Origin of the sequence: Streptomyces flavofungini, from assembly GCF_030388665.1 — a bacterium.
Classification (GTDB): domain Bacteria; phylum Actinomycetota; class Actinomycetes; order Streptomycetales; family Streptomycetaceae; genus Streptomyces; species Streptomyces flavofungini_A.
The window spans coordinates 5,400,962-5,414,414 of the sequence record NZ_CP128846.1 but is presented as its reverse complement, the minus strand read 5'-3'; the positions used below and the strand labels follow the sequence as shown (position 1 = coordinate 5,414,414).

Annotated in this window: 10 protein-coding genes; 6 read left to right on the top strand and 4 right to left on the bottom strand. The window is 71.2% G+C overall.

Going from position 1 to position 13,453, the window contains the following annotated elements:
• The first annotated feature begins 266 nt into the window (after window positions 1–266).
• Window positions 267–671 carry a MerR family transcriptional regulator gene (locus tag QUY26_RS22955; protein ID WP_289949661.1) on the top strand — a complete coding sequence of 135 codons (405 nt, stop codon included), beginning with the start codon at window positions 267–269 and terminating at the stop codon, window positions 669–671.
• Here QUY26_RS22955 and QUY26_RS22950 read toward each other — a convergent pair.
• On the bottom strand, window positions 649–1,278 hold the full coding sequence (locus tag QUY26_RS22950) for a TetR/AcrR family transcriptional regulator (protein WP_354670704.1): 630 nt from the start codon (window positions 1,276–1,278) through the stop codon (window positions 649–651). The genes QUY26_RS22955 and QUY26_RS22950 overlap by 23 nt on opposite strands.
• A 98-nt stretch (window positions 1,279–1,376) precedes the next feature.
• Between QUY26_RS22950 and QUY26_RS22945 the strand changes: the two genes are divergently transcribed.
• Window positions 1,377–2,816, top strand: coding sequence for an MFS transporter (locus QUY26_RS22945; protein WP_289949656.1), 1,440 nt, complete (start codon window positions 1,377–1,379; stop codon window positions 2,814–2,816).
• Between the two features lie 54 nt (window positions 2,817–2,870).
• Here QUY26_RS22945 and QUY26_RS22940 read toward each other — a convergent pair whose 3' ends face one another.
• Both QUY26_RS22940 and QUY26_RS22935 read right to left on the bottom strand, forming a co-directional pair.
• A complete protein-coding gene (locus QUY26_RS22940; protein WP_289949653.1) occupies window positions 2,871–4,133 on the bottom strand; it encodes an MFS transporter in 1,263 nt (420 codons plus the stop codon).
• Complete coding sequence (locus QUY26_RS22935; protein ID WP_289949651.1) at window positions 4,123–4,605, bottom strand: antibiotic biosynthesis monooxygenase; 483 nt, start codon at window positions 4,603–4,605, stop codon at window positions 4,123–4,125. Before QUY26_RS22935 ends, QUY26_RS22940 begins: the two co-directional genes overlap by 11 nt.
• A gap of 347 nt (window positions 4,606–4,952) precedes the next feature.
• On the opposite strand from QUY26_RS22935, the gene QUY26_RS22930 reads away from it, so the two are divergent.
• Window positions 4,953–5,633, top strand: coding sequence for a TetR family transcriptional regulator (locus QUY26_RS22930; RefSeq protein ID WP_289949649.1), 681 nt, complete (start codon window positions 4,953–4,955; stop codon window positions 5,631–5,633).
• 196 nt (window positions 5,634–5,829) lie between these two features.
• On the opposite strand, the gene QUY26_RS22925 is transcribed toward QUY26_RS22930, so the two are convergent.
• Window positions 5,830–8,013, bottom strand: coding sequence for an ATP-binding protein (locus QUY26_RS22925; RefSeq protein ID WP_289949648.1), 2,184 nt, complete (start codon window positions 8,011–8,013; stop codon window positions 5,830–5,832).
• Between the two features lie 350 nt (window positions 8,014–8,363).
• On the opposite strand from QUY26_RS22925, the gene QUY26_RS22920 reads away from it, so the two are divergent.
• From QUY26_RS22920 to QUY26_RS22910, 3 genes are all read left to right on the top strand, one after another.
• Window positions 8,364–9,728, top strand: a complete 1,365-nt coding sequence (locus QUY26_RS22920; protein WP_289949644.1) for a hypothetical protein — start codon at window positions 8,364–8,366, stop codon at window positions 9,726–9,728.
• 343 nt (window positions 9,729–10,071) lie between these two features.
• Complete coding sequence (locus QUY26_RS22915) at window positions 10,072–11,196, top strand: PP2C family protein-serine/threonine phosphatase (RefSeq protein WP_289949641.1); 1,125 nt, start codon at window positions 10,072–10,074, stop codon at window positions 11,194–11,196.
• 114 nt (window positions 11,197–11,310) lie between these two features.
• Window positions 11,311–13,248, top strand: coding sequence for a PAS domain S-box protein (locus tag QUY26_RS22910; RefSeq protein ID WP_436840381.1), 1,938 nt, complete (start codon window positions 11,311–11,313; stop codon window positions 13,246–13,248).
• Window positions 13,249–13,453: the final 205 nt, after the last annotated feature.

Below are 13,453 nucleotides of genomic sequence, written 5' to 3'. Positions count from 1 at the left end.
CACTGCTTCAGGGGCGAAGGTTCACGGCGGGCAGGCGGCGGCGCTGGGCATCGTGGACATGCGCACGCTCTCTCCTGCAGGCATCGGTCTTCGCCGGGGGCATCGTCGGCCCCGACACGGCTGACGGTCACGGGAACGATCCCGCACCATGGGAGCGGGGACGGCACGGAGCCGACCTCGACGATCGCTTACTCTACCCTAACGTTACGGTAGAGATCGACGTCGGCCGCCTGTGGCCTTGGCGACACAAGAGGAAGGGCGCCCGCGTGAGCAGCGAGCACATGCAGATCGGCGAGGTCGCCGCACGGACCGAACTGTCGCTGCGCACCATCCGGCACTACGAGGAGACCGGCCTGGTCACCCCCTCCGCCCGCTCCCAAGGCGGCTTCCGCCTCTACACCGAGGCCGACGTCGCCCGCCTGATGGTCATCCGCCGGATGAAACCGCTCGGCTTCACCCTGGATCAGATGCGGGAGCTGCTGGCCGCGACTGACCGCCTCGACTCCAGCGAGGAGCTCACGGCGGACGAGCGCCAAGCCCTGTTGGAGCGCGTGCGCGGATTTGAGCAGGACGCGGCCGGACAGGTGGAAAAGCTCCGTACGCAGCTGGCGCGAGCCGAGGAGTTCGCCGCCACCCTGCGCGAACGACTCACCCGCGTCCCCGCCCTCTGACACCTTCGACCGCAGGCAAGGGCGCGAACAGTCGGCCGAGGTGGGCGCGCAGGATCTCCATGGCCGCGTCCGCACTGCGCTGGCCGACCAGGACACTGGTGCCCAGACCGTGACCGAGGGACAGCAGATGGGCGGCCTCGGCTGCCGCATCCCGCAGCGGGTCCAGGGCGCCGTCCCGCTGGGCCTGTTCCAGCACGTCGGTGAGCTGTCGTTCCAGGCGGTCGGGTCCTTCCACGAAGGGCTGCGCAGCCAGTTCCGGGTCGGTCATCGCCAGGACCGCGTACGAGGTCCACACCAGGTGGAAGGCCCGGCTGGCCTCGTCGGTGGGCAGCGCCTCGGCCAGGAACGCCTCGATGAAGGCGGGCGCGGTCACCGGGTGCGGCAGACCGTCCAGGCGGGCCGACCACCGCGCGTGGCTCTGCTGCTCCAAGCGCTCCAGGGCGGCGTGCAGCAACTGCGCCTTCGTCTCGAAGTAGTACTGCACCAGGTTGAGTGACATGCCCGCCTCGGCGGCGACCGCTCGTAGCCTCACCGCGTGCAGGCCCTCGGCCGCCGCCACCCGCACCAGGGCATCGATGACGTGCGCCCGCCGTTGGGCGTGATCCACCCTCTTCGGCACCCCGAACCTCTTCCCTTCTGCGGCCCATGCGTTTTCATAGTACCGCTGTACGATGAAAAATCGGCGGGCGACGACGGGTGAGGGTCATGGGGTTTCGCGAAGCGCACGACACCACCAGCCACGCGGACACGGAACCGGCGGTCGAAGGCGCGGGGCGGGCGGCGGTGTTGTGGCTGGCCTGTGCGGCGCAGTTCATGGTGGTGCTCGACGTGTCCGTGGTGAACGTCGCGCTGCCCTCGATCCAGTCCGCGCTGGGCTTCAGCGCCGCCGGCCTGCAGTGGGTGGTGGGCGGCTATGCGCTCGTCTTCGCCGGATTCCTGCTGCTCGGAGGCCGCCTGGCCGACGTCTACGGGCGGCGACGGGTCTTCCTGTGGGGGCTGGCTCTGTTCGCCGCCTCCAGCCTGGTGGGCGGGCTCGCCTCCACGCCCGGACTGCTGGTCGGGATGCGGGTCGTACAGGGCCTGGGAGCCGCAGTCCTGGCCCCGGCCACGCTGACGATCCTGACCACCACCTTCACCGAAGGACCATCCCGTACAAAGGCGTTGGCGATCTGGACCGCGGTCAGCTCGGCGGGCGGAGCGGCGGGCAACCTGATCGGCGGGGTCCTCACCCAGTCGCTGTCCTGGCGGTGGATCCTGCTGATCAACGTGCCCATCGGCGTCGTCTCCGTGCTCGCGGCCCTGCGTCTGCTGCCCACCGACCACACCCGTACGCAGGCCGGGAAGCTGGACCTGCCGGGTGCGATGCTCGCCACCCTCGGTGTCACCGCCCTCGTCCACGGCGTCACGCAGGCCCAGGATCACGGCTGGAGCGGGCCAACCACCCTGACCGGCCTTGCCGTTGGCGTCCTGGCGCTGGCCGCCTTGGCGGTGACCGAAGTGCGGTACGCGGCGGCGCCGCTGGTGCCACCGCGCCTGGTGCGGATGCGGCCCATCTGGGCGGGCAACGCGGTGATGCTGCTGGCCGGAGCCTGCTTCATCCCCATGTGGTACTTCCTCTCCCTCTACATGCAAGACGTGATGCACTACGGGGCCTTGGCCACCGGCGTCGCCTTCCTGCCGCACACCCTGGTCGGCATCGCCGGAGCCCGCCTCGCCCCGGCCGTCATGCGCCGGACCGGCCCCCGCACTCTGATCATGCTGGCCGCGCTGCTCGCCGCGGCGGGGTTCGTGTGGCAGAGCCGGATCGGCGCCAACAGCAGCTACATGGAGGGCCTGTTGGGGCCCGCGATCGTGATGTCGGCCGGGATGGGCCTGCTGATCACCCCGATCACCACCACCGTCACCTCCGGCATCGCCGCACAGGATGCCGGTGCGGCCTCGGGGCTGATGAACGCCGCCCGCCAGATCGGCGGCGCCGTCGGCCTGGCCGCCCTGGTCACCCTCGCCGCCACCGCCACCGATGCGACCGCCTCCTACCGCACGGTGTTCCTGGCCATCGCGGCCGTGTGCACAGCCGTTGCCGCGCTCGCCTTCGCGCTGCCGGCCCCGCACCGGCCAGGGGCAGCCCAGGCGCCGGAGCAGTAGGCGCAGCCCGGGACTCCGCCCGCGCACACGGAGCGTTGCTCCCGCCAGGCCCGGTCAAGGCTGTTCGTCGACTGGAATTTCGTACGGATCACCCTTACTCGCCACCCCGTTGTCGCTCAGCGGGGCGGGTTCGCGCAGGCGGAACAGAGCCGCCAGGATGCCTGCGGTGCTGATCGCGGCGGCCAGGGCGCCGGTGGCGATCGAGGTGGCGTCGACCAGCGGGCCGAACACCAGAGGCGAGGCGAACTGCCCGCCGAACAGCGCTGTGGCCTGCAACGAGGTCGCGGTGCCTCGCTGTTCGGCAGGGGCTGCCCGGTCGACCAGGACGGTCAGGGTGGGCATCATGATGCCGCTGCCGATTCCGGTCAGCACCGGCACCAGCAGCAATGGACCCCAGTGTCCGGCCACGGCGAACAACACCAGCCCTGCCGTCCACGCACCGACCGCGCACCGCATCAACACCGCATAACCGAAGCGGGCAGTGAGCTTGGCGTAGGTCAAGCCGATCAGGCTCGCGGCGCCGGAGGACAGCACGATGCCATACAGGGCGACCACCAGCGTGTCGTGGATGCCGAGCTGGTCCAGGCGCCGCGGCAGGGAGACCGCCAGCACCATCATCAACCCGGTGCTGGCCACCCACAACCCGCACAGCCCCAGGACCAACGGATGCTCGCGCAGCAGCCGAACCGCCCCGCCCCGCTCCCCCTTCACCTTCGAGGTGCTCTCACTCGTCGGGGCCGTCTTGGGCAGCGCGAGGAGGGTGGCGATGCCCAGCGGAAGCCCGATGAGGTAGATGGCGAACGGGGCGTGCCAGGAGTGGTTGCCCAGCGCGCCCGCCGCCAGGGGATAGACGAAACCGCCGGCCGTGGTGGCGGCGGTACGCCAGCCCATCACCTTGTCGCGCATCCCGCCCCGGTACAGGGCAAGGAGGGCCGCGGTGGAGCAGGTGAACACCGCCGCAGTGCCCACCCCCAGGACCAGGCGGGAGGCGAACAGTACCGGGTAGGAGTCGATGACCAGGCCCGCGCCACCGCCGAGGCCGTACACCACCAGCCCTGCGGCGAGTGGGAGGCGGACGCCGAAGCGGTCGGTGGCCCGGCCCACCAGCGGACTGACCAGGGCGATGGCCAGGCTGTGGGAGGTGAGTACAAGGCCGGCCTCGGTGCCGCCCACATCGAGGGCCTGGCGGATCACCTCGATGACCGGGGCGATGGTGGCGCCGCCCATCACCCCCAGTGTGGAGGCCAGCAGCAGCACCGTCAGCGCACCCCGCCCCGCTCCCTGGGCGCCGACGGGACTCATGGCGTCAGCGGACATCGCCGCTCCCTGCCACGGTGAAGGCGGCATGCAGGCGCCAGCGGCGGTATCCGCACGGCCGCACGCCCGGGATCTCGCCGGTGATGCGGCGCCGGATGCCTCGCGGGTCGTCCGCGCTGACCAGGTTGATGTGGGCCTGCTCGTCGCTCCACTCCGCGTAGTTGAGGACCCGAGTGCCATCGGTGCTGGTGTGGAAGTGCGCGGCGATCGCGCCGGGCATCGGCGGTACGTGCTTGGTCATCGCGAACACCTCGTCGATGAAGTGCCGCTGCCGCTCCGGCCCGTCCACGTCGAACACCGGCGTGACCACGCATCCCACCTCGCCCTGCCCGATCACGCTCACATGGGAGCGGTGCACCCGGTAGCGAACCGGTGTGGACAGCTCGGTGCCCGGTATCCCTGTCACGTACGGCGCCGACGAGGCCACGGCCGCATCGAGGGCCTCGTCATCGGTCCACTGCTCGTACGCCATCGCGCCTGACCGTCGGTACAGGCGAACAGCGACCAGGTCAACAGCCCATCCGGCCACGACTCTTGCTCACGGCGGGCTGTCGCCGCCTGGGCCAGGGACTGCTGGCGGGCCGAATCGTCGACGTACCGGACGGTGATCACCACTGTGCGCGCATCGGCACGGGTGATCTCGGGCGGAGTTTCAGTACGGCGGATCACGTCGGTTCTCCCCACACGTCAGCCAAGCGGGCAGGACGAAGCCCCGGCCTACCCATTCCGATAAAGTGAGACTCAGTCCCAGAGTGTCATGAGTGCCGAAATGACTCCAGTTCCATACAGGCCCAAGTGCCGCTTCGATAGGCTGGCTTGGTGGCCACCAACACCCAAGACCCGGACGACGACAGCGCCCTGCCGCTGCGCGAGCGCAAGAAGCAGCGCACCCGCCGCGCGCTCGCTGACGCCGCGCTGACGCTTTTCAGCGAGCGCGGCTTCGACCGCGTCACTCTCGACGAACTCACCGCCCACGCCGAGATCGGCCGCAGCACCTTCTTCCGCTACTACGGCACCAAAGAGGACGTCGCCATGGCCGCCGAGAGCGAACTCTGGGGTGCCTACACCGCCCACTTCGAAGCCCACACCGCACCCGGCCCGGCACTCGACGCACTGCGCACCTCACTGACCGCAGCCATCCTGTCCATGCCCGACGGCTGGGACCAGCGCTTCCTGCGCACCCGCCGCCTCGCCGCCGGCACCCCCGTCCTGCACGACCACAGCCTCGTGTCCTCCATGAAGGTCCAGCACCGCCTGGTGGAGATCCTCGAAGCACGCCTCGACGTCGACAGCCGCGAGGACGTACGGCTGCGCCTGCTCGGCGAGTTCGCGCTGAGCGCCTGGCGCTGTGGCGCCCGCAACTGGGTCGCCGGCCGAGGACCCGACGGCTACGACAAACGCCGCGGCCACGGCGGCACCAAGACCCTCGCCCGCCGCGTCGAAGAAGCCTTCGACGCCATCCCGACCGCACTGACGATTGACCTGCACGATGGCGGCTGAGCATCTCCGCCTGCGTGGGCGATGCGTGAGCGGACTGCGCGTCACAGGCCAGCTCGGACAGGATCGGCGATCCCGCCGCGTGGCGCTGATCAGACAGAACAGCACCACGCGGCAGGATCAAGCACCACCGATCATGGATTCCGTCCCGCTCCTAAAACGGGTGTCCTAGGTTCGAATCCTGCCGGGGCACAACGCGTCAAGGCGCCGTCCTCGCGGCCGCGTAGCTCATTCCCTGTTCGTACGACATGGCGCGGCCCGCCTCGTAGCTGTGCTCGTAGGCCGGGTCGCCGGTCCTGTCGCGGATGGCGCGTTCACAGGCTTGGCGGGCGGCGATCAAGTCCGGGGAGTTCAGTTGGGCGCGGCCGCCGGCGCGGTCCCACAGGCGCTGGGCGATGCCGAGCAGTTCGGCCGCCCGGTGGGCTTCGCCCGCGGCGACGGTGGCGGATGCCAGGGTTTCGATGGCCGTGGCCGCGAGGATGCTGACGTTGTGCAGCAGCCGGTGTGCGGCGACGGCCCGGGTGGCGTTGCGGGCCCCCGAGGCGGTGTCACCGTGGGCGAGGTCCAGCTTCGCCACGATCACGTCGGAGGTCGAGCGCGTCCAGTGCTCGCCGCGCCGGGCGCACTCGGCGCGGACCTCTTCGGACACCGCGCGGGCCGCTTCGTGATCGCCGCTCATCAGGTGCGCGTACGCGAGGGCGCCGATCGTCTGGATCTGTGCCGAACCGAGCCAGTCGTCCCGGACGGGGAGGCGGGGGGCAACGGACATGAGGCCGACCGCCTCGGCCGACCGGCCGCGCAGGGCGAGCTGGCTGCCCGTGAGGTAGGCGGTGACGGAGAGGGCGGCCGGGTCCGCCTGCTGCCGTGCCACGGCGGTGAACCGGCGCCCGTATTCAGCGGCGGTGTCCACGTCGCCCTGCATGATCGCTCCGGCGCCACGTGTCCACAGGGCCCGGAGGAGATCGGGCCCTGGCGGCGGATCGGCGGCGAGCGCCCGGTCGAGGCAGTGGTTCGCGTCGCGCACATGGCCGCAGTGCCGCCACAGGAAGCCCGCGGTGCCCGCGATCTCCAGGGCGGCCCGCCGATCGGGCCGGTCGAGGGACCAGTCCACCGCGGCGCGCAGGTTGGCGTGGTCGGTCAGCACGCGCGCGCTCCACTGCACCTGGCGGCCGGTGTTCCACTCGGCGCAGCCGTCGCGGGCCAGCCGTCGGTAGTACTCGCGGTGGCGCAGCCGTACGGCGTCCTCCTCTCCCAACTCCCCCAGCCAGTCCGCGCCGTACTCGCGCACCGTGTCGAGCATCCGGAAGCGGGCGGTGCCGGTGCGCTGGTCGCGCTGCACGATGGACTGGGCGGCGAGCTCGTCAAGGAGGACGGGCACCTGTCCGGCCGCCAGCGGTCCCCCGGAACACACTTCCTGGGCGGCCTCGGCGTCGAAGCCGCCGGTGAACACCGCGAGCCGGGCCCACAGCAGCCGCTCCAGCGGAGCGCACAGCTCGTGGCTCCAGCCGATGGTGGTGCGCAGGGCCTGGTGGCGCGACGGGTCCTCGGTGCCGTCGTCCGAGGCCAGCAGGGCCAGTCGGTGGTCCGTCCGCGTCCCGAGGTGGTCGTCGAGCTCGGTGAGCGACAGGGTGGACAGCCGGGCCGCGGCCAGTTCGACGGCCAGCGGGATGCCGTCCAGGTACCGGCAGACGGAGACCACGACCGGCCGGGTGGCCTCGTCGAGCACGAAGCCGGAGCGCACGGCGGTCGCCCGCTCCGCGAACAGGGTCACCGCGTCCTCCCGAGCCGCGGTGCCCGACTCGTCCACCGGCAGCGGCTCGACTTCCAGACACCGCTCCCCCGGCAGCCCGAGCCGTCGGCGGCTGGTGGCCAGGATGTGCACGTGCGGAGCCGACCGCAATTCGTCGATGAAGGCCGCGCAGTCCTCCAGCAGGTGCTCGCAGGAGTCCAGTACCAGCAGCAGTTGCTTGTCGGCGATCCACGCGGCCAGCGCCTCCGTTGCCGGACGCGTCGTCTGGTCGGCCACCCGCAGCGCCTCCATCGTCACAAGCCCCAGCGTGCTGGGGCCGGTCAGACCGCTGTCGTACAGGCAGGAGAGCTCCACCAGCCACACACCGTCCGGGTAGGCGGACCGCATCCGGCGCGCGGCCTCCACCGCGAGGCGTGTCTTGCCGATCCCACCGGGTCCCAGGAGCGTCACAAGGCGGCTCCGGCCGTTCCGGTCCCTCCGTCCCCCGCCGCCGTCGGCCGGCCCGTCATCCGGACGCAGCATGGCGTCGAGCCGGGCGAGTTCGTCCTTCCGTCCGACGAAACTGGGAGTCTCCGACGGCAGGTTTCCCGACCACTCGCTCATCTCCGTCTCTTCCGGCACGCCGTGTGACACGGGACCCTCCCTTGGCTTCCTCCCTGACCGAACCCGGCTGAGTCTGCTCCGCCGGTACCCGTCCAGGGGAGGCACCGGCCATGCGGACAGAAACACGGCATCGCCTGGCCGTCCCTGTTCGCTTCGGGGTACGCGGCGACCAGTTCGCCCCCGTCCATGACCGGTGGGGCTGACGAGCGCACGGCGCGCGCTACGGAGCGTCACCATGGGCACGCTCCGGCGAATGGCCAGCGCGCCCTGACGCCCATCCGAGCGCCGCCGGTGCGCCGGTTGTCCGTGGGTGAAGGGCGCGGAATGGTGCCCGCCGTACCGGGGGCATATTGCCTCGGCAACCGTGAGGAGTCCCACTCATGAACAGACGTTTCCCGCTCTTCGAAGAGCGCCCGACGTGGAGAGCCCACGTGGCAGCCGTGTCCGCACTGGCCGTGGGCCTGATGCTGGTTCTCGCGCCCAGCGCGGCGGCCGCGCCCGGTGACCTGGACACCGGTTTCGGCACCAGCGGCAAGGTCACCACCGACTTCGGCGCCACCCCGTCGGAGCCGGAGGTCGGCAACGACCTGCTGCGTACGTCCAACGGGTCCCTGTTCGTCGCCGGGCGACGGGGCTTCGGCACCCCCGGCGTGGGCCCCGGCACTTTCGGTGTGGCCAAGTACACCTCCAGCGGAGCACTGGACACCAGCTTCAGCGGCGACGGCAAGGTCGCCACCGGCTTCGGCGACACCCTGTCGATGGCCCGGTCGGTCATCGAGGCCGGCAACGGGAAGATCCTGGTGGGCGGGTTCACCGGAGGGGAGCAGATCGCCGACCTGGCGCTGGCGAAGTACAACTCCGACGGCACCCTCGACACCTCCTTCGGCGGCGGCGACGGCAAGGTCACCACCGACCTGACCGGCGGGCTCGGCGACGGCATCCGCGGCCTGAGCCTGACGAGCGGCGGCAAGATCCTGGCGGCCGGGGCGGCCGGGGCGGACTCCTTCATCGCCCGCTACAACTCCGACGGAACCCTGGACACCGGCTTCGGCGGCGGCGACGGCGTCGTCATCACGGACTTCGGCACCGGCGACCACCTCTTCGCGCTGGAGGAGCTGTCCACCGGGAAGATGATCGCGGCCGGCAGCGCCAACAGTGACTTCCTGCTGGTCCGGTACAACTCCGACGGCAGCCTCGACACCTCTTTCAGCGGCGACGGCATCGTGACCACCGACTTCAACGGACTCTCCGACCTCGCGTTCGGCTTCGCCCAGGCGCCCGGCGGCGACTACGTGATCGCGGGCGCGGTCGACGCCCCCGAGCCGTTCGGCATCGCGGGCCCCATCAAGACCGGCGTGGCCCGCTACAACTCCGACGGCAGCCTGGACACGGGCTTCAGCGGCGACGGCAAGGTCACGACCGACGTGCACACCTTGCTCGCCGACGAGGCGCGCGATGTCGCCGTGGACAGCAACGGCAAGATCGTGATCGCCGGACTGGCCGGGGAGTCCGTCGTGTTTCCCGTCGACCCCGTCGACGGCGACGCCCTCGTCGTCCGCTACAACTCCGACGGCAGCCTGGACACCGGCTTCAGCGGGGACGGCATCGCCACCGTCGACTTCTCCGGCGGGGCCGATGTCGCTCGGGGCATCGCGCTGACGGGCAGCGACGACATCGTCATCGCCGGCGGCGCGACATCGAGCAGCACCGGGCTCGACTTCGCCCTGGCCAAGCTCCAGGGGTAGGGCGGCCACAGCGGACGGCGGCGGTGATCCGGGACGGCGTTCCCGGATCACCGCCGTCCCGTGCCCGTACCCGGGTGCCAGGGGAGGCGGCCCCGCGCAGCGGGCACGCCGCGCCACGGCGCCCTCTCCCAAGTCCGTTCTCCCCGGCTCCGTCCCCGGGCCGCGCACGTCACGAGAGGCCCGATTCTTCGAGCAAGGCGCTCACATGACCGCACCACGGCGAACACACCCGACCACCTCTCGGTCCGCTCCGGTCGGCCGGACCCGCCCGGCGGCGCGTTGGACCAGAGTGGCCGTCCTCTGCCGCGGACTCACGAGACGCAAGGGGAGGCTGGAGCTGCACATGGCCGTCAGGGCAGTCGAGCGGTGGTGGCGGAAGACGAGCACGCGGCGCTGGCGCAGCCGGGGCCGTCCGGTGCTCGCGCTGGTGGTGAGTGGCCTGCTCGCCGTCCTCAGCGGTCTCGGCAGCCGGCACCCGGGAGTCGCTGTACTGGTCATCGGTCCCGTGCTGGCCTGCACCCGCCTGGACGCACGGCACACCGCGGCGGTGGCGGCCTCGTCGCTGTTGCTCGCTCTCGGAGCGGGCGCCGCGAGCGGCCTCATGGTGACTCCGGGTTTCGCCATCGAGTTCCTCGTCCTGCTGGTCGGCGGCACGCTGGCCGTCCGCGACGCCGCCCGGCACACGGCCGACGCGGCCGCGCTGGCCCGGGCCACCGCAGTCGCGCAGGCGTCCCAGAACGCGATCCTGCGGCCGATGTCGGTGGAGCTCGGCGGCATCGAGGTGTGCGCCCGGCACCGCTGTGCCGTGCAGGGGGCGTCGGTGTGCGGGGATCTGTACGACGTCGTCCACACCCCGTACGGGGTGCGCCTGCTCATCGGCGACGTACGCGGCCACGACCTGGACGCCCTGCGGGCCACCACGGCGACCATCGGGGCCTTCAAGGACCTTGCCTACCTCACGCCCGGCCTCGCCGACCTGGCGACGGCCCTGGACGCCAGGCTCGCCCCGGAACTGGAGGCGGAGGAATTCGTCACCGCCGTACTCGCCGAGTTCGCCCCTGGCGAGGTCCGCATCGTCAACTGCGGTCATCCCGCGCCCGTACGGGCGGGCAAGCAGATCAGGTTGCTGGAACCGCTGGAGCCGGCGCCCCCGTTGGGCCTGCATCCGAAGCCGCAGCTGTACCGCTTCTATCTCACGAGTGGGGACCGGCTCCTGTTCTACACCGACGGCCTGAGCGAGGCGCGCGATGCGAACGGCGCCGACTTCCCGCTCCTCGAACGGGTCGGTGACGCACTGGCCGCGCTCTCCCCCTCCGACGCGCTGGACACGCTGTACGCCATGGTGGCCGCGCACACGGGCCGCGCGCCGACCGACGACATCGCGCTCGCCCTGTGCCGGCCGACCAGCGTGGTCGCCCCCGCACCCGCCGCCCGGCCCCCGAACCCCGCGGCGCACAGGGAGCCGTAGGCGATCGGTGGCGCGGGGCGCTCCATCTGGCCCCTGTTCAGGCAAAGAGCAACCACAAACGGGCACTTGGCGACAAGCCGCCCGCGCCGGACCCGGTTGCTGCTGACATGGGGCATGGCACAAGGCGAGCACAGGATGGGTTCCCGTGTGGCCGAGGAACCATTTCGCGCACTGTTGGAGGCGGCTCCGGACGCGATGGTCATCGTGGACGACGGCGGGATGATCCGTCTGGTCAACGCCCAGACCGAGACGCTGTTCGGGTATCCGCGAAACGAACTGCTCGGCCGTCCCGTCGAGATTCTGGTGCCGCGGCGGTTCCGGGACCAGCACCCGGGCCACCGCCTTGGCTACTCCGGCAACCAGCAGGTCCGGCCCATGGGCGCCAACCTCGAACTGTACGGACTGCGCCGGGACGGGGCCGAGTTCCCGGTCGAGATCAGCCTCAGCCCGCTGCAGACTCCCGACGGTCTCCTGATCTCTGCCGCCGTACGCGACGTCAGCGAGCGAAAGGCCGCCGACGCACGCTTCCGGGCGCTGCTGGAAGCCGCTCCGGACGCCATCGTCATCGTGGACGACGCGGGCATCATCCAGCTGGTCAACGCGCAGACCGAAGCCCTGTTCGGCTATCGGCGCGAAGAGCTCCTGGAACGCCCGGTGGAAATCCTGGTCCCCCAGAGGTTCCATCATCACCACCCCTCCCACCGCCACGGCTACGTCAGCAACCGCCGCGTGCGCCCCATGGGCGCCGGCCTGGACCTGTACGGGCTGCGCAAGGACGGAGCCGAGTTCCCGGTCGAGATCAGCCTCAGCCCCCTGGAGACCCCGGACGGCACCCTGGTCTCCGCGGCCATCCGGGACGTGAGCGAGCGCAAGGCGGCCGAGGCCCAGCTCGCCGAACTCTACGAACAGCAACGCCACGTAGCCCTGACCCTGCAGCGCAGCCTGATGGGCTCACCCGCCCCGCTGCCCGGCATGGACACCTCCAGCCGCTACTTTCCCGCCCGGCAGGGCCCAGGTGTGGGCGGGGACTGGTTCGACCTGATCGCACTGGGCGGCGGCCGTGTGGGAGTACTGATCGGCGATGTCATGGGCCGAGGTCTTGAAGCCGCCGCCGTCATGGGCCAACTGCGCTCGGCCTCCCACGCCCTGGCCAAGACCGGCATGCCGCCCTGGCAGCTGATGCGCGCCCTGGACGCGGTCGTCAGTGAACTGCCCGACCAGCTCGTCACCTGCTGCTACCTGATCCTGGACCCCGACGACAGCACGCTGACGGTGTGCTCCGCCGGGCACCTGCCAGTCCTGATGGTGGATCCCACCGGTCAGGTCCGAAGACTCCCGGTCCCGGTCAGCGTGCCCCTGGGCGTCGGCGAGGTGCCCCACCAGGAAACCCGCCTGACCGTGCCACCGGCCTCAGTGCTCGCCCTGTACACCGACGGCCTGGTCGAGACCCCGACCAGCGACATCGAAGAGCAGATCGACGCCCTCACCATCGCCCTGGAGAAGGCCACCGCCGACCTCCCTTGCCTGGAACAGGCCGCGGACTCCGTACTCGCCTCCCTGCTGCCCGGCCTCCAGGACTACGCCGACGACGTGACGCTGCTGCTCGCCCGCGTCCCTCCCGCACCGGTGACCGCCGTCACCGCGCTCCTCCCGGCACAACCCATGAGTGTGGGCGACGGGCGCCGCTTCCTGCGCCGCACCCTGCGGGACTGGGACTGCGAGGACCTCACCGACACCGCCTGCCTTCTGGCCTCCGAGCTCCTGTCCAACTCGGTACGCCACGCCTGCGACCCCCTGCGGCTCCGACTGCGCCGCACCAGGGACGAACTCCACGTCGAAGTCAGCGACGGCAGTCCCGTTCTGCCGCACTCCCGGACCGCGCGCCCCGATGAGGAGTCAGGCCGCGGCCTGACCCTCCTCGACCAACTGGCCTCCTCCTGGGGTGCCCTGCCCACGCGGAGGGGCAAAGCCGTGTGGTTCTCGCTCCCTCTTCCCGACCCCACCCCGCGCCGGGAAGAGCCCGCGTCGGGGGATGCGGACGCCGACGCCTGACGTTCCGGGGCACCATGCGATACCGCTCCGAACCGGGGCTTCTCCTCCAGGGATGTGCGCTGCGCGGTCTCGGACTCCTCACCCGGGGCCGTTTGCGTGAGCGGGCGGTTCACCAACCCCCGGGCCCTGCTCCGGATCGCACAGCATCACCCGGCACCGGCTCCCCACCCGGCTCTTCGGCCTCGTCGGGCTCGCGCCCCGCTTC